Origin of the sequence: Candidatus Brocadia sapporoensis (assembly GCF_001753675.2) — a bacterium.
Taxonomy (GTDB): domain Bacteria; phylum Planctomycetota; class Brocadiia; order Brocadiales; family Brocadiaceae; genus Brocadia; species Brocadia sapporoensis.
The window spans coordinates 59634-77396 of the sequence record NZ_MJUW02000112.1; the positions used below are offsets into that span (position 1 = coordinate 59634).

General features: G+C 41.8%; 15 protein-coding genes. 8 read left to right on the forward strand and 7 right to left on the reverse strand.

The window, feature by feature from the left end; genetic code table 11:
- The first annotated feature begins 168 nt into the window (after positions 1–168).
- From BIY37_RS14080 to BIY37_RS11010, 3 genes are all read left to right on the forward strand, one after another.
- On the forward strand, positions 169–297 hold the full coding sequence (locus BIY37_RS14080) for a toprim domain-containing protein (protein ID WP_261340856.1): 129 nt from the start codon (positions 169–171) through the stop codon (positions 295–297).
- Positions 254–2500, forward strand: a complete 2247-nt coding sequence (gene topA / locus BIY37_RS11005; protein ID WP_261340853.1) for a type I DNA topoisomerase — start codon at positions 254–256, stop codon at positions 2498–2500. Before BIY37_RS14080 ends, topA begins: the two co-directional genes overlap by 44 nt.
- 165 nt (positions 2501–2665) lie before the next feature.
- Entirely contained in the window at positions 2666–3661 is a 996-nt protein-coding gene (locus tag BIY37_RS11010; RefSeq protein ID WP_261340854.1) for a DUF763 domain-containing protein, read from the forward strand.
- Between the two features lie 227 nt (positions 3662–3888).
- On the opposite strand, the gene BIY37_RS11015 is transcribed toward BIY37_RS11010, so the two are convergent.
- The gene (locus BIY37_RS11015) at positions 3889–4545 is read right to left on the reverse strand and encodes an MOSC domain-containing protein (protein ID WP_070067897.1); all 657 of its coding nucleotides are present in this window, start codon (positions 4543–4545) and stop codon (positions 3889–3891) included.
- A 181-nt stretch (positions 4546–4726) separates the two neighbouring features.
- Here BIY37_RS11015 and BIY37_RS11020 point away from each other — a divergent pair, with 181 nt between their 5' ends.
- Entirely contained in the window at positions 4727–5518 is a 792-nt protein-coding gene (locus BIY37_RS11020; RefSeq protein WP_070067898.1) for a DNA-binding protein, read from the forward strand.
- Between the two features lie 183 nt (positions 5519–5701).
- Here the strand turns inward: BIY37_RS11020 and bioF are convergent, their stop codons facing one another.
- The gene (bioF, locus tag BIY37_RS11025) at positions 5702–6856 is read right to left on the reverse strand and encodes an 8-amino-7-oxononanoate synthase (RefSeq protein WP_070067899.1); all 1155 of its coding nucleotides are present in this window, start codon (positions 6854–6856) and stop codon (positions 5702–5704) included.
- Between the two features lie 88 nt (positions 6857–6944).
- Between bioF and BIY37_RS11030 the strand changes: the two genes are divergently transcribed.
- The gene (locus BIY37_RS11030; RefSeq protein ID WP_070067900.1) at positions 6945–7400 is read left to right on the forward strand and encodes a hypothetical protein; all 456 of its coding nucleotides are present in this window, start codon (positions 6945–6947) and stop codon (positions 7398–7400) included.
- Positions 7401–7510: 110 nt separating this feature from the next.
- On the opposite strand, the gene bioB is transcribed toward BIY37_RS11030, so the two are convergent.
- The 4 genes from bioB to BIY37_RS11050 all read right to left on the reverse strand — a co-directional run bounded on the left by bioB (position 7511) and on the right by BIY37_RS11050 (position 12820).
- Positions 7511–8485 (reverse strand): biotin synthase BioB, encoded by a 975-nt coding sequence (gene bioB, locus BIY37_RS11035; protein WP_070067901.1) that lies wholly within the window; start codon positions 8483–8485, stop codon positions 7511–7513.
- Between the two features lie 57 nt (positions 8486–8542).
- Positions 8543–9850, reverse strand: a complete 1308-nt coding sequence (locus tag BIY37_RS11040) for an ABC transporter ATP-binding protein (protein ID WP_070067902.1) — start codon at positions 9848–9850, stop codon at positions 8543–8545.
- A gap of 48 nt (positions 9851–9898) precedes the next feature.
- Positions 9899–11644 carry an ABC transporter permease gene (locus BIY37_RS11045; RefSeq protein ID WP_070067903.1) on the reverse strand — a complete coding sequence of 582 codons (1746 nt, stop codon included), beginning with the start codon at positions 11642–11644 and terminating at the stop codon, positions 9899–9901.
- Between the two features lie 150 nt (positions 11645–11794).
- A complete protein-coding gene (locus BIY37_RS11050) occupies positions 11795–12820 on the reverse strand; it encodes a hypothetical protein (protein WP_070067904.1) in 1026 nt (341 codons plus the stop codon).
- A 461-nt stretch (positions 12821–13281) separates the two neighbouring features.
- Between BIY37_RS11050 and BIY37_RS11055 the strand changes: the two genes are divergently transcribed.
- The 3 genes from BIY37_RS11055 to BIY37_RS11065 all read left to right on the forward strand — a co-directional run bounded on the left by BIY37_RS11055 (position 13282) and on the right by BIY37_RS11065 (position 15509).
- Positions 13282–13872, forward strand: coding sequence for a sigma-70 family RNA polymerase sigma factor (locus BIY37_RS11055; protein WP_070067905.1), 591 nt, complete (start codon positions 13282–13284; stop codon positions 13870–13872).
- Positions 13872–14699, forward strand: coding sequence for a mycothiol system anti-sigma-R factor (rsrA, locus tag BIY37_RS11060; RefSeq protein WP_070067906.1), 828 nt, complete (start codon positions 13872–13874; stop codon positions 14697–14699). The genes BIY37_RS11055 and rsrA overlap by 1 nt, the downstream gene beginning before the upstream one ends.
- A 156-nt stretch (positions 14700–14855) precedes the next feature.
- Positions 14856–15509, forward strand: a complete 654-nt coding sequence (locus tag BIY37_RS11065) for a cyclase family protein (protein ID WP_070067907.1) — start codon at positions 14856–14858, stop codon at positions 15507–15509.
- Positions 15510–15538: 29 nt separating this feature from the next.
- Here BIY37_RS11065 and BIY37_RS11070 read toward each other — a convergent pair whose 3' ends face one another.
- Positions 15539–17236 (reverse strand): hypothetical protein, encoded by a 1698-nt coding sequence (locus BIY37_RS11070; protein WP_070067908.1) that lies wholly within the window; start codon positions 17234–17236, stop codon positions 15539–15541.
- Positions 17237–17763 lie beyond the last annotated feature (527 nt).

Here is a 17763-nt window from a genome sequence, read left to right on the forward strand (position 1 = left end):
ATGCTGGCAATTATCAAATGCTTTTTTGCAATTTGTTTTTATTACGGTGCAGAAAAATAATTAATCGATTACAGCACAGAAATGTCTTGACATGATTTCCAACCTCTGCTTAAATTTGCACTTTCAGATTTTTTTGAGGTTTTATACATGGCCAGAGCGAAGAAAAATATGGTAATTGTTGAATCCCCCGCCAAGGCGAAGACCATTGGTACGTATCTCGGCGCATCCTTTTTCGTCCGTTCGTCGATGGGACATGTTCGCGACTTGCCCGAAAAAAAAATTATCCGTAGATATTGAAAACAATTTTACTCCGGAATATAAGATCATCCCAAGCCGGAAAAAGCTTATTTCAGAGTTACTGGCTGATTCAAAGAAGGCAGATGCTATCTACCTGGCATCCGATCTTGACCGCGAGGGAGAGGCAATTGCATGGCATTTGACCCAGGCTCTTGGAATATCCGATGAAAAGGCACGACGGGTTACGTTCAACGAAATCACAAAAGATGCCATTCTGGAGGCCTTTAATCATCCCAGTCCTATCAATATGGCAAAGGTGAACGCCCAACAGGCGCGGCGGATACTCGACCGTATTGTCGGTTACCAGATAAGCCCTCTTTTGTGGAAAAAAATCTCAAAAGGACTCAGCGCTGGCCGTGTCCAATCTGTGGCTGTTCGTCTGATTGTGGAACGCGAAAAGGAAATCCGGGAATTCAAGCCACAAGAGTATTGGAGGATTACTGCCGAATTAAAAACCATTTCGGGTGATATACTGAAACCCGAGAATCTTAAAACCTTTAAAGCCCTCCTGCTAAAGTTCAACAACGAAAACATTGAAATAAAAAACGAAACGCAAGCTACGGATATAGTCAGCGAACTTCAAAAGGCAGGGTATTGTGTTGCTCATGTAAAAAAACAGACGAAACGCAATAATGCCCCTCCTCCCTTTACCACAAGTCTCTTGCAGCAACAAGCGTCAACCCGATTGCAGTTCAGCGCAAAAAAAACAATGCTCATTGCCCAACAGTTATACGAGGGTATTGATATTGGCACAGAAGGCGCCGTAGGGCTTATTACGTATATGAGAACGGATTCATTTCACATATCGGAACAAGCGATAACATCCTGCCGGAAGTTGATTGCAGATAGCTATGGGGAAAATTACCTTCCGGAAAAACCCAATATGCATGCATCGGACAAAAAAGGAACCCAGGGCGCTCACGAAGCTATACGACCTACGATGATCGAATACACGCCTGAATCCATAAAAAACTCTTTAACAAAAGATCAGTACAGGCTGTATGAACTCATATGGAACCGATTTGTTGCCAGTCAGATGAAACCGGCACTCTACGCAGTAACGGATGTCGAAATTGTTACGCAACCTGAAAAAGTCTCAATAAATGATACGCCTGCGCCTTCAAAGCAGTACTTGTTGAAAGCAAGGGGGAGGGAATTGCTTTTTGATGGTCATACCCGTGTTTCAGGACACGAAATGGAAAAGGATGAACAGATCCTCCCGACATTAGAGAAAGACCAAATACTTGAATTAATAGCAGTCGCGCCCACACAGCATTTTACTCAACCCCCACCCCGCTTTACCGAGGCGTCTCTTGTGAAAACCCTGGAGAAGCTGGGGATAGGAAGACCAAGCACCTATGCTGCTATTATCTCTACCATACAGGACCGTGGATACGTCAAGCAGGAGAAACGCGCCTTTTATGCGACGGAACTGGGGATGCTGGTTACGGAAAAACTTATTGAACATTTTGCAAAAATCATGGATGTAAAGTTTACCTCGCACATGGAGGATGAACTGGACAAGATCGAAGATGAAAAGGTCGGGTGGCTGAAAGTGCTTAAGGAATTCTATGAACCGTTTAAAATTGATTTGGAAAAGGCGGTGGGAGAGATGAAAAGCGTAAAGGGAACACCGGAAGAAAGCAACCAGAAATGCACGCTCTGCGGGCAACCAATGGTTATCCGATGGGGCAGACACGGTAAATTTTTGGGCTGTTCGGCGTTTCCTACCTGTAAAAGCACCCTTCCTCTGGATGAAAAAGGCGAGCCGGCGCCCCCGGAAGCAACTGACCAAAAGTGTGAGAAATGCGGAAGCGCCATGGTGGTGAAGACGAGCCGGCACGGAAAGTTTCTTGCATGCTCTGCATATCCCGCCTGCAAGAATACCAAATCTCTTACCGGAGAAACTACAAAGGTTGAGCCCACGAATGAAAAGTGTGAAAAATGTGGCAGTCCCATGATTATCCGGTTTAGCAAAAAAGGCCGGTTTATGGGATGTTCTGCCTATCCCAAATGCAGGAATATCAAATCACTTCCCACCGGAGTAAAATGTCCGAATGAGGGCTGTGGAGGCGACCTTGTGCAACGACGATCAAAAAAGGGTGGTGTATTCTTTGGATGCAGCAAATACCCGGAATGCGATTATATAACAAAGGAACTCCCCAACACTTCTGATGCAGTAAAAGAAGATGACCCGGGTTAAACAAAAAGAGCAAGGTGGCATTGTGGAGCGTCTGTACCAGAACAAGGGGCCCGTGGTAATTATAGATTCAGTTCTTCGATAAGATACTTATGAAAACCGGCGTTGCTCATCTGCCGCTTCACGGGGGTAAGGCGCCTTCATGGCTATTCCAGCGTATGAATCGGCTTGCCACGGGAAGTTACGATTGCCGTGGTAGGCGAATACGGTCACCGGGAAATGCTGAAAAGACTTTCTGACCCATTCTGGTTTCAGGCATTCGGCTGTGTGTTAGGATTTGACTGGTATTCAAGCGGCGTTACAACAACCACATGCGGCGCGCTCAAGGAAGGTATAAAAGGGCTTGAATGGGAGCTATGCCGGTTTATTGCTGGCGGTAAGGGAGGAACTTCCCGGAAAACGCCGTCGGAGATTATCCGTGTGGGTGATCAGTTGTCGTGTGACCCGGAAAAACTTGTCTATGCCAGCAGGATGAGTGCCAAAGTGGACAGTAGCGCAGTGCAGGATGGGTATCAGTTGTATCATCACTCATTTATCTTCACAAAGTCCGGTGATTGGGCTGTTGTTCAGCAGGGAATGAATAATGCCAATAAATATGCACGTCGATACCACTGGCTTGGCAGCAGGGTGACAAGCTTTGTAGTGGAGCCCCATCAGGCTATTTGCTGTGATTCACGGGGGGATACCCTGAATATGGTCGCCGTGACGAATGAAGAGGCACGTCAATCCACTGCCGTTCTTTCACAGGTAAAACCCAATATTATAGTCGAAGAAATTAAGAAGATACAGAGATTGCATCTGCCGCCCCGTCACCACGTGGATATTCGCGATATTCATCCTGACCGGTTGTACAAGATATTCACAAAAACCTACGAACATACCCCGAAAAATTTTGAATCTTTGCTGGGAATTGAAGGAGTGGGTCCCAAGACCATCCGGACGCTGGCCTTAATTTCGGAAATTGTGTACGGGAAAAGTCCCAGCTTTCATGATCCCGTTAGGTACAGCTTTGCCCATGGTGGTAAGGACGGATATCCGTATCCGGTTGATAAAGATGTTTATGACCGTACGATCGGGATCTTAAAGCATGCACTCAAACAGGCAAAGGCAAGAAACAGCGGAAAGATGGATGCTCTGAAACGGCTAAACAGTTTCATGTCTTAAGTAATACCAATTTGCATTCAAAGGAATACCAACAATAATACTTTTGCCAGAATGATATTGCATATTAGTTTATGTTTGAATGCAACTTAATATAAGTACCCAACGTTGAGCGACCAGTCTAGCCGCCCAACCATTAGAAATTGTATATTGCACAGGATGATACGGGCTTTGTCACAAGCGCTCAGTCGAACGGTAATATCTAGGTATTCGTGTTGAATTTATACAAATTATTCCGCAATTAAATTTTCCTGCCATCGTGATGAAAGTGCGGGGCAACGGGCTAACTCACGTGCCGCTTTGACGTTGGTCCTGCGATTGCACATAATTATGTATGCCGTAGCAACAGTCCATTGCGGAAATGACCGTTCTGCGAGGACCAAAGCATTGCCTGCCTCTACATATCCCTCCTGTAAGACACGGAAATACCAGCCCGTCTTTCCTGTTTGTTTCACGAGGGTGCTGAAACCTTTGACTCCCCATCGGCGCTCTATTTTCCAGCAGGGTTGTCGGGGCTGTGAAATCTGAATAATTGCCTCGCCGGCCTTAAATATATCACCGATACAAACCTCATCTTCCAGCAAGCCGATGGTCGTGAAATTCTCACCGAAGGCACCGTAAATTATGTCCGGCAGATGAAGATGCTGCTTCCAATGCGGGTAATGCTCGGACGGATAGGCATTAATTGCCTTGTGTAGTCCGCCGTGCACTGATAAATCAGCCTGCGCATCACCGGTGAGGTTAAACTTTTCCGCCCATACAGGACCGCAAACGGGTGTTTTGAAAATACCCGTTGTCCATGGCTTGTTTGTTGAATCAATTGCGTGTGCCCCATCGATTGTTTTTGGCAAACCAACCTGAATCGACAGGATTCTTGCTTCTTCCATAGATGCTTTATTAAAACATCAAATACCAGAAAAATCAAAATGAAAGGTACCTGGATGATCACAAAGTATTTTGACCATTTGACATTTATAAAATGCTTGTTTTTTGAGATAAAAAAAGTATGCTTAATTCAGAAGTTTTAGTGCAGATGTATCAGATAAATCTATTGTAAGGAGTTGTGAAATGAAAAGAGAGTCGATATTATTAAACGCTTCCGTTTTAGCTTTGACCACCTTGGTTTCTGGTTACAGTACGTTTGCTGAAACGAAGAAGTTAGACAAAACACCGCCGGGGCATTTATACATGCAGGAAAAACAGGGTGCCCCTTCATCTTCCCAACAGGACGTGTCAGCTCTCTCCGGTAAGGTTGTGGAAACCATGAATAGCGGTGGTTACACCTACCTCTGTATTGAGAAAGATGGCAAAAGGACATGGGCTGCTATACTGGAAACTAAGGTAAACGTTGGGCAGGAGATTGCCTTGCAGCCGGGTAATGAAATGGTTAATTTTACCAGTAAGACCCTTAACCGGACATTTGATAAAATCATTTTCTCTACCGGACCCGCTTCACTGGATGAGTCGGTTGATGTAAAGAGTTTCCATGGAAAAACCACAGAAAATAGAGCAACAGAGGTTGCTCCCGGTGAGAAGATTCAGGTGGAGAAGGCTTCTGCTCCAGATGCATACACCGTGGCAGAGCTTTACGGGAAGAAGGCAGAGCTTGATGCAAAAAACGTTACGGTACGAGGAAAAATCGTGAAGGTCTCCTCTGGCATTATGGGGAGGAACTGGCTGCATATTCAGGATGGAAGTGGAAATCAGAAAGACGGTAGTAACGACCTCGTGGTAACATCGAAAGACCTGGCTGCAGTGGGTGATATTGTAACCGTCAGCGGAACGTTACGTAAGGATAAGGACTTCGGGAGTGGTTACAAGTATGATGTGATTGTAGAGCAGGCAAATATTAAAAAATGAGCAACAGAGCCTCCTTTAAGATAATTCCCCGAGAAATGTCAGCCAAATAGGGAGGTATGGTCTTGATCTTTTACCGAAAATAAAGGGGACTCCGTTTCTGTTAGCTGCATTCAGTATAGCGTGAACAAGCCTTGTTTCTCTCCATTCGTGTTATTAGCTATTAGCGCTCGCATTTTTGCGCGTTTAAAGCCAAGTGCGTGGTAGTACGTCGGTCAGCCTCTTTATGTCGTCCTCGCTATGGGTGGCCATTAAAGAAATCCGTAACCGGCTTGTGCCTGGTGGCACCGTAGGCGGGCGAATGGGAGGAATTAAGATACCATTTTCAAAGAGTTTTATAGAGAGATTGACTGCACCTTCCGTTGACCCAATAATGAAAGGAATGATAGGGCTTTCTACTGGAATAGTGTTTACAAATTTTGACAACTGTGACTTTGCAAAATAAATATTTTTCCATAACCTGTCAATAAGTGACGTATCTTCCTGGATAAGGGTCAGGCCTGCTAGTGAGGCAGCGCATGCAGCAGGCGGCAGTGCTGTAGTGTATATGAAGGAGCGTGACTTATTTTTTAAGAAACTAATGAGAGGTTTGCTCCCCGCAATAAATCCACCGATGCTGCCAACCGCTTTGCTCAAAGACCCCATAACGATATCGATTTTTCCTTCTAGCCCGCAGTGCTCAATCAGACCTTTTCCCTGCTTTCCAAACACTCCGGTAGCATGAGCATCGTCGACCATAAGCATGGCATCATATTTTTTGGCAATGTCTGCAATCTCCATAAGTGGGGCAATGTCACCATCCATACTAAACACGCTGTCGGTAATCACCAACTTTCTTCGCCATGCGGAAGACCTTTGTAATAAGGATTCCAATTGCCTGACGTCCTTGTGAGGGTAAATACGAAACGTTGCGCCGGATAGGCGGCAACCATCGATAATGCTTGCATGGTTGAGTTTATCGCCGATGACAATATCTCCTTTTGAGACAAGAGAGCAAAGGGCACCAAGATTAGCCATGTAACCCGTTGGAAATAAGATGGCCGCTTCGGTTCCTTTAAACTCTGCAATTTTTTTTTCCAGCGCCTGGTGGAGTAACATATTTCCAGAAATCAAACGTGATGCACCGGTACCCCATCCGTATTGATGAATAGCCTCAATGGCGGACTGTTTTATTTTGGGATGATTAGCAAGTCCGAGGTAGTTGTTTGAGCAGAACGACAGATACGATTTGCCGTTTATCTGAACACAGGAATCTTGCGCACTCTCAATCGTTTTAAGATCGCGGAGCAAGGCGCTATCTTGTAATGCCTTTAATTCGTTAGAAATGAAATCGATTCCCATCTTATGAACGTTTTCTTGTTTTTCTGTGTTCTGGCGATATAATAATTGCCGAATTACCTGTTCTTACAAACATTCGGGGAAATACCCTATGAAACCTATCAACCATTTAGGCGTATCTGCTATTACTGGTATAGCAACCTTTTTGGTAACGAAGACGATTATGCCGAGTGTAGCTTGTTTCCTTGCAGGGTGGCTGACAGATGTTGATCATATATGGGATTATTATCACAATGGATGCAAACATTTCAGTATTAAAAGGTTTGAGCGAGCAATGGTCAACGGTGAAATAAAAAGGGCACATTTCTATCTTCACAGTTATGAATTATTGTTCATCCTGGTATTTCTGTGTTTTACCACTCATTTTCCCTATTTTTTATGCTTTACAACCATGGGATTCGCAATTCATTTGTTTCTTGATCAGTTATTTAATCCCGTAAATCTGCTCACGTATTTTTTTACGTATAGAATGTTGAATGGTTATAAGCCGGAAATTATATTTAAGACAAAACAGCATGAGACAAAGGCTCGTGAAAAAACCGTGTAGGGAAGTATAGTATTTCCTTTACGAGCATCATCTTCGATAGTCGACATTGGAATAATCAGACGTTTAACGAAATTTATGAAATACGACTTTAGATTACACGTGCTGTACATCTAAAATTTCAACCCCAGGTCTTTGATCATCTGAAAATCATCTTCGACCTTTCTTCCTGTTGTTGTCAGATAGTTTCCAATCATCGTGCTGTTGGCACCTGCGTAGAACATCCACGACTGCAAGTCTCTCAGATTCTTCTGACGGCCACCGGCAATCTTAATTTCCTTGTCGGGTAAAATGAATCGAAATACAGAGATAATTTTTAATGCTTCCATTGGGGTCAAAGGAATATTGTTTTCCAATGGTGTGCCGGGTATTGGATGTAAAAAATTGAGGGGGATGACATCTACATTCAAACTTTTCAGGGTAAATGCGAGGTCAATACGGTCTTCGATCCCTTCCCCGATACCAAAAATTGCACCGCTGCATATTTCTAATCCGGCTTCTTTTGCACAACGAATGGTGTTTACCCTGTCATGAAAGGTATGGGTCGTACAAACCTTTGGGAAAAACCTTTCAGACGTCTCCAGGTTGTGATTGAGCCGTTTTAGTCCCGATTTTGTCAGAGATTCAGCGGCTTCTCTTGTCAGAACCCCGAAGGAACCATGAGGATGGACGTGGGTATTCTTCGTAATTTTTTCAATTGCTGCGCAGATACCCCTGAGATCGCGAGAATGAGTGATTCCGTATCCACTGGTAACAATGCCAAGAGCGGTGGATCCTGCTTGTTCAGCGCACATGGCAGCATCGAGTATTTTGTTGGTATCAATGTGTGGAATTTCCTCTATGCCTGTGTGATAACGGACGGATTGAGAACAGAATCTGCAGTCTTCCGTACATTGCCCTTGTTTTGCGCTGACGATGGAGCATGTCTTTACCGAATGACCAAAATACCGTAACCGTATCTGATTAGCCCAATAGAACAGATCATAGATTTCATCGCCCTCTCTGCGCATAAGGAGAAGGGCATCTTCCCGGCTGATGGACTGATTTTGCAAGGATTGATTCGCGATTTCTTTTATGATGTTATTCATTACAGGTAATACTTTCTTTCATTGAATATGATCAATAATGCATATTTACGGCACACTTTATTCTAACGTGATATACCCCGTATCTTCGCTGTAGGCAAAGAGTTCTCCATAGCGGGCCCAGCTGATGAAGATCTTAAACATTTTTGCCGGGTCTTCCTGCGGTAAATGTACAACAAACTCTTCCTCGACATGATCACGTTCGATCCTTCCTTCAGGATCTCTTTTAAGCATCTCAAGGATATGTTTGTAAGTGTTCAAGTTATACAACTGATCTTTCCAAAGTCGTTTCTTGACTTCGGTATCGGACTCTATAAATCTTTTTCCCAATTCTGTGAGTAATATTTTTTGTTTTGGAGTGTCAATAAAGTCCAATAATTCTGCCGCCTTGGCGATGTTGATTAAATGCCCAAACTCTTTATGAATTTCAATTGCGAGGCGGAAGATATCCTCTTCGCCTTGGTGCGCATTGAGAACTTCCAACAATCCAATGATCTCGTTTATGGATACGTCTGGCAGAGGCTCTAAAAGGACTCCCGCCGGAAGCTTAAGAGGCGGTATAAGTATTTCTTCGTCAGGAATAATGGCACTTGCAATAATATGGTGAATGCGGTCAACGAGATTAAGAAATTCTTGGGTACGGGAATCGCGCGGACGGGGAAGAGTGTTTTTTAGAATACCTCGAATACTGCCGGGATTGCTGCCCATAATTACAATGCGATCCACCATATTTACAACTTCTTTGATATCGTGGCTGACCATAAAGATCGTTGTGAGTTTTTTTCCTACTCGAGACCATATATCCAGTATCTCTGCACGCAAGGTCTCAGCAGTTAATGCATCGACTTGTGAAAAGGGTTCGTCCATGCAGAGGATTTCGGGTTCGGCGACTAGTGCACGAGCAATACCCACCCGCTGTTTCATCCCGCCGGATAATTCACGGGGATATGCCTCTTCGTACCCGGCAAGCCCTACCAGACGAATGGAATTATCTGCAAGCCGTTTGATTTCATTACGGGGATGTCTTTTTGCCTTTAGGACTATTTCTACATTTTCTAGTACTGTCATCCATGGATAAAGGGCAAAATTTTGGAAAACGATACTAGCGCCCGGATTAACTCCTTTCAACGGTATGCCGTGACAGAAGACATGTCCTGTTGTGGGACGAATTAATCCTGCCAGTATCCTCAAAAGTGTTGATTTTCCACAACCAGAGGGTCCCAACAACGCAACAATTTCTTCACGATAAATGGATAAATTGATATCTTTAAGCACCGTAACCGGATTTCCATTAGGTAGGACAAAACAGTGATTTATGTCTTTCAGTTCACACAAGAGTGTATGAGATTTTGCGTTTAGTTCTGGCATTCGGTATCTTTCTTTCTCTCCGGAAAGTTATTACCGTAATAATTTTTCTTATGAGAAAGTGTATTTTTTTTGAACTATATTATATAAACTTCGCCACACAATACGATTGAAGACTACAACAAAAACTGACATAGTCAACACAGCGCCAGCCAATAGTGCAAAATTAGCCTTTTCCGCTGCCTGACTAATTATAGCGCCAAGGCCATTTGCGGTAATGATACGTCCCCGTAACGTGAAAAATTCCGCAACAATACTTGCGTTCCATGCACCGCCCGCAGCCGCAACCCATCCCGTTATTAAAAAAGGAAAAACTGCAGGAATATAAAGATTTTTTAATCGTTGCCAGAGGTTCATTTCATAAAGATATGATACTTCCTTTAAGTCGGTAGGGATAGACATGGTGCCTGCAATTACATTAAAGAGAATGTACCACTGTGTTCCCAGCAACATAAGCACAATGCTCCCAAAGTTAAGACTTATGCCTGCAATCTGTAATAAAATAACAATGATTGTATATAGCATGGGTGCAGGGAATGAGGCTACGATCTGGACTCCGGGCTGAAGTATTCGTGAGAGCTTCGGCGAAAGCCCAATAATCAATCCTACCGGAAAAGTCCATAGCGTGCCAATGACAACTGCGGATAAAACCCTGAATAGGGTGAGACATCCGCACCATAAGATTTGATGCCAATTTGAGAGGGATAGAGCTTGAAGTAAGTGGTATAGTTTCCTGCATCCAAACCCAAAAAGACTTATAAAAGCGGCATATATCATCCACATAAATACATGGAAAGGAGGCCGTATTTCTTTCGTGCCTTCTAAATGAGCCTTTTTTCCTGAAAAGAGACAGAAGAGGTAATTGAGTCCGGAATTGATGATGAAGCTGAACATGCTACCAATATAGTGCAATAGCCCAGCCTTTCTTAACCAATTTAAAAAGAAGGATGACACAAGAGTTTGTGTTCCAGTCTCTTCTATCTTAAATTTTTGCGACCAGGCAATTGCAGGTCTCCATAAAAAGAAATCGAGAAACACGATCATAACCATCATGGCTGTGATGGCATAAATCATGGCGGGAAAATTGTTATGATTAACCGCAACGCTCATATAGGAACCTACACCGGGAAGACGGAAATCGTTCTGACCCAGCACAAATGCTTCGCAGATCATCAAGTAGAACCAGCCGCCCGCCATGGACATCATGCTATTCCAGATAAGTCCAATGATCGCGCATGGTATTTCAATCCATTTTAGGGTTTGCCACCAGCCAAATTGAAAGGAAGTAGCAGCCTGACGCATATCTGCCGGCACGGCACGGAGTGAATGATAGAAACTGAACGTCATGTTCCATACCTGTCCGGTAAAGATCATAATAATTGCTGCGAGTTCCAGCCCAATATTTGATTGGTGGAATAAACTTACGAATGTCAACACTAGCCCCGGCATGAATCCCAGGACCGGGATACTCTGGAGGATGTCCAGGAGGGGGATCAGCACTTTCTCAGCAATCCTGTCCTTGGCCGCCCAATAACCATAAACAAGGGTAAATATTAGGGAAAAGCCATACGCAATAATACCACGCGTCATGGAAAAGAAGGTATATTTTGGCAATGCCCAGGGACTAAGGTCGATTTCTACAGTAGGACATAAAGTACCCATCCACTCTTTTTTAACGGATATAAAGCCACAAAAAAGACCCGTAATACCCAAAATAAGGAAAAAATCAATCCATCCAAAACGGACTGGTTTATGTGTGGATTTGTTGTTTCGTGTGTTATGAAAGATTTTTGTCATGTAGAGTGAGTTTTTTAAATCCCTGAAGAAAGCGATTGTAATCAAGTGTGGATATGATCAGATAGATATGATTAAACACAAAAACGCATAGATGTTAAATTAAGGCCATCATCCTTTTGGCAATTATTGAGCGCAGACGCACTATGACCTTTATCCGTTTTTATATTTTAGGTAGGCTCTCCGGACAAACTGCCAAACGATTTCAGGACGATCAGACCGGACATACGTCATGCAATCGGTCCCCTCAAAGCTCCATGTTGCGATATTACGAACTCCTGATTCATAAGCCACGTCCACCGCGGTCGCGATCTCCTCTTCTCTTTCTGCCGGCACCCGGTAGCCCTGTATCCATATCTGAGGCTCCTTGGCATATTTATTTGAAAGTGCACACACTTCGCTGGAAATACGGCGCACAAACTCTGTTACGTCTTGTTTATAAGCATACCAATAGGGGTCACTTCCAAAGATATTCATGTTTTTAATCATGGCAACCTTTTCCCATGAGTAGATTCCATATCGCGGGTCGGTTGTTGGAAACAGGCATACCGAATTTATCAGCCCCTTCGTTGACGCTGTATTGGCAAGGTATTCAAGAAAATTAATAATAGTCGTTTGACGGAATGCCTTCACATCATCGGTAAAATCCATTGGCATCTCATAGCCATACTGTTGTTTAAAAATATCTTTACAAACTTCACAGGTGCACCCCCAAATATTTCTCTTTTTACCGCCGAATAAGGGTGCAAACTCACCAAAAAACAGATGTGGCTCATCCCAAAAAACGCCTTCAGCGCCTGTCCTTGCCGCAAGTTCAATCCATGTGGTCATCGTATTTCTAAAGGTACTTGAATTTAAACATGCCTTATAAATCTTTATTTCTCCCTCGGGAAAATTTAACCGTTGCCGGCAGTTGGGATACTCTTTTACGAAGGTGGAAAATGATTCTCCGCCAAAAACACGCCCAATACCCCAGGGATCAAGAAAAACCTCTAGTCCAACTCCACGACTTGCCTTTACAATATCAACCATTGTCCCGGCATGGTAGGAGATATCGTGTTCGCTCATGGTGTGAACGACAAAATTACAGCCATCGTCGACCATTTTTTTCATGTCTTCCCGAACATGACGCAATATCCTGTTGCCAAAATAACTTGCTCCCAATTTCATGATCTTCATGTTATCCAGAGAAAAGCCGTATGTCAAGGAAATCCACGGGAAAGGTTTTTCGCTTGCCTGAAATTTGATTAATTGCTAATATGAACACATAAAAAAAGAGGCTCTGCCATGTACGTGTTTGAGGCATTATTTTTAAGGACCTATACCAATATCTTGGGAACCCGTCTTTGCTAGCAGGCATACATTCTCAACGGAGATGTGTATTATGCTATTATTGGGTAAACCACCATGAAATACGGGTCCAAAAGATAGCTTCACACGGCATTGCGGTGGAGCCCTAATTCCTGCATTTCAATCTGTCAGCATATATTTTTTTAGATTCATAAATATCGTGGTTCAGTTTTACTCACAAATCACGTACTTCATTGAAGCTATGCAAATAAAAATCTGTAACGACATTTGAAGAAATGTCGGAACTTTATTTAAAGATTTATTGTTTGTGAAGAAGGAAATCTTAATCGATGAGAGATGGCGAAATCAGAAGAAGAGAGTTTGAAGAAAATGCGATGGTGCATCTCGATTCTCTTTATAATATGGCTCTCAGATTGGTTTTTATTAAGGAGGAAGCTGAGGATCTTGTTCAGGAAACGTATTTAAAGGCATACCGTTTTTTCGATACCTTTCAAAAAGGTACAAATATAAAAGCATGGCTCTTCAAAATTCTTCGAAATACCTTTATTAATAAGTATCGGAAAACGGTGAATATGCCGAATGAAGTTTTTTTTGAAGATATAGAGTCGGTTAATATAAATCCGTCCTATGAACAAGAAGCTAAATCCGGAGAGTCCGTTGATACCTTAGAAAAAAAATACAACGACTTGGGGAGCTTACTGGATGATGAGGTAAAAAATGCCTTAGACAGCTTACCGGTAGAATATCGTGAAGCTATTTTACTTTCAGATGTGGAAGAATTATCATACAAAGACATTTCAGAAATTACGAATGTGCCCATTGGTACGGTAAAATCAAGACTAAACCGAGCTAGGGGATTGCTTCAAAAAAGTTTGTTGATATATGCGAAAGATAAGGGTTTTATAAAGAAGGAGAAATAATGACGTGTAGTGAAGCTATTAAACATTTCCATGAGTTCATGGACAAGGAATTAGATAAATCTCATTATCTAATCGTGAAAAAGCATATTGATAATTGCGAAGACTGTCACAAGAAGTATACATATGAAATAAATGTTCGTTCATTGGTAAAAACGTGTTGTGCCAAAACGACAGCACCTGTATATCTCTATGGGAGAATAATCAATAGTCTCGACTCTGTTGACTTCGGTGTTTTGAAATACACCGGCAGAGAAAAAAATTATCAAGAAAAAATTTTTCGCACGTCGTTTTTGTCTTATCCTTTTACCATAGCAGCTTCTATCCTTATTTCAATAGCAGGCGGTATCTTTTATTATGCAAAGTACTATCAAACTGATTCCACAGCTATCGTTGAAAATGCTGTTAAAAATCATGTGGTAGCAGTAAATGACAATTTGGTATTTAATGAAAAAACCTCTGTGGTGGAAAATATTAATAAATATCTCGGAAACACAATAAATACCAGATTGAGTAATTCGTCTCCTTTCCTCAACGCAGAACAAGTTAGCATTAAAGAGGGGATGCCAGTCAGATCTTGCGGAACAAGCAGCCCGTGTGTAATTTTCGATAAGGGGGGTAATAAGCTGTCACTCCAGGTTGTCCGAAAAGGTGGCTTTCCCATTGCGAATCTTGAAAGAGTCCAATTGGGGCATAAAGAATTTTATATCGGGAATCGCCAGGGCTTTAATTCTGTGTTGTGGGAAGAAGGTGGTGTCGCCTATTGCCTTACCTCAGATTTAAATAAAAATGAAATGCTGAGATTTGCAGCAACACTCACATCTCAATAATCTCCGGTTTTGGATTATCTACAACGGTGAGTATGTTCTCCAATCATCGATTCTGATTTTTTAATCATCCTTACCTCACCATCTCTTCATGAGAAGAGGTGATGACGGAATAACTCCGGTGACAGAGAGAGTGTGTGTTCACTCACGAAGATAATTATGAACCCGGCTTTCTACGATATAACACTTACCATATCGGATACACTCATCACATGGCCTGCAGACCCTGCGGTATCTATTCGAAAGACAAATATGATTTCCCGCGGTGATGAGTGGAACCTATCCGAGCTTAAATTTAGTTCCCATTGTGGTACTCATATCGATGCTCCATATCACTTTGACGAAAATGGTATTACGGTAGATCAAATTCCATTAGATTCACTTATCGGAAACGCAACGGTGTATGACGTAAAGAATAAGGAAAAAATTAATGTAGAGGATTTAGAATCATTAAAAATAGGAAATTGTGATCGGATTATTTTTAAAACAATTAACTCTACTTATTGGAAACGTCCTACATTTATAAAGGAGTTTGTTTATATTACAAAAGAGGCTGCCGTATATTTAGCTGATCGTAAGATAAAACTGGTTGGGATTGATTATCTTTCGGTCGACAAATTTGACGATATGTATGCAGATGCCCACCATATACTTTTGAAAAAAGGTATTATTATCATCGAAGGACTTGATTTGAGTATGGTAAAGCCAGGAGATTATGAATTGATTGCATTGCCGTTAAAAATAAAGAATAACGATGGCAGCCCAGCACGGGTAGTTTTAAAAAAGAACGCTCGCTATTTAAATGATATATAATCCGTCAGACGATTGTACAAGTTCAGGAGCTAATCGTGAGATGAAACCGTATGGACAGTATACGTTGTGAGAGGGATTTTCCAGCCATGTTTATTGCAGGTATCCAACGCGATCTTTTGAATGATTCTGGAAAGTTTATAATAATCTTTTGCAATTTTTCCAGAGCATTCAACAAAAATAAGGTAGTCCAGGGACGTATCTGCTACTTCTTTAAATTCCACATTAAGATTCAAAATAGTATCCTGATAACCTTCGTTGATAAGTCCCGCTTTTACCGCTTCTTTCAGTTTTTGTGGAACTTCGGTAATACATACTGCCTGATGCTGATAATCGATGCCAAAGGTAACCCAGACGCAAAAGTTTTTGGAGAGGTTGAGAGGTTTTTGATTTAAGAATTCTGCTGTATGATATGTTTTAGTGCTTCCGCCCTCCACGACAAGTTGTACAGCTTCTGGAGTTTGTATTGCGACTTTCCCTATGGTTCCATCTGCGAGAATAACCCAATCGTTCTCTTTGCACGGAAACCATGGTTCGTTGTGATGATAGGGACGTGATCGGATGTCCTTAAGTTTATTCAAGGGAAGTCGGATCCTTCCGCCCGTTAATTCCGGATTAACCAATAGTGAATTGAAGTGTAATGTGACGACTCTCCAGGGAAGACCGTTGTATATTACCCGTTCATTTTCCTTTACAGATCCAAGATTTAACAAGAGTGTTGCCTGTTCATAGAAACGGGGAAGGGTCTGTTTTGCCGTCCAGATGAGACCTAAAATAAAAATGAATGCTATACTCAAAAGTACCCAGTCGCCGCAGAGGTAAAGTACGGTCAGCATTGCCCCGGTAGCGCCCACAAAAGTAAGCACCTGATACAACACTTCTGCAAGGCGAATGTAGAATGAACCCGCCACCGTCTTGTGAATAATGCTTCCTTTGTAAATATGCCGGTGAATATATCTAAGCAAAAAGAATACAAAAAAGAATGCGAATACGGATAAGATAAAATTCCTTCCCCGGCTCTTGAAAAAGACCCTCACGATATCTTTGCCCGATTCAAAAAATGTTTTTCTTTCGCTCAATTTATCAGTCAATTGATATTTCGCAACGGTAAGCTGGCTTGAAATTTGTTTTTCTTTGGTATACCAGATATTTTTAAGTTCAAGGAGTTGGTTTTTCAAAGTATTATCTTTGACCTGATCAGTAATCGTGTGGATATTTTCCAGGGCATTTTGTATCAGGGAAATTTGGTTTTCGTAATAGGCTACTTGCATCCTCATATTTTCAATTAACCGGGGACGGGCAGTCATATTTTTTAAGTCATTTACAATTGGGCCTATCAGGGTCTGAATCTCCTCCTTCCAGTCAAAACGTTTTTGCGGCTTTTGATAAAATGTTTCTAAATCCAAACCCGTTGCAATTTCCTCAAAATTTGTCTTAAGAGGTTCCAGACGTTCATTGAGTTTGTCAATTTCTTTCGTAATTTCCGATTTCTCTTCATGAGTTTTTACCTCACGGAGGTTTGTCTTTTTATTTTCGATTTCCTTTTCTAATTCAGTAATAAGCTGGGAAACACTCATAAGGGTTTCGAGTGTGTTTTTCTTTGTGGCTATTAGTTCTTTAGTTTCATAGGATTTCTGATTTTCTGTTTGTCCGCATACCGGATTGTCCTTCAAACAAGTGAAAGACGAAATGACGATAAGAAGTGCAATCAGAAATACCTTTATTTTCATTGTTTTCACGCAGCTTCTACAAATGAAATATTACGAGAATAATTTATTATTGATCAAAATATTTTTAGTAAAAGTATAGCGTTTTTAAAAGAACACACAAGAAGAAATTATACACCTCGTAATCATAGCCCAAACAAGTTGTAAGAGACAAAATATACATCACATAATTTATACTTCAACTCTGTCAGGGATTCAAACTCCGGTAGGGTTAATTATCTTTGGATCTTCTAAGTTTTGTATGGATCAATTTTCATAATCCTGGTAAGAAAGACGATAGTATTTTAAGTTTGAGATATTCACGATCTTTAATACCATAGGCTCTGCGTTTAATGACACGGACTTTGTTATTACCTTAATCTTGCACTTGTGCAAGATTAAGGTACTTACTCGTGACAACTTATTAGAGTTTTATTTTATCTGAAAACCCGTATTTTTTATGGTATTGAGAAATAACTATTATAACGTTTCATAAAAACATTGACAAATACTATGTTGTTAGATCGAATTTTTTCCAGCGATGAATAACC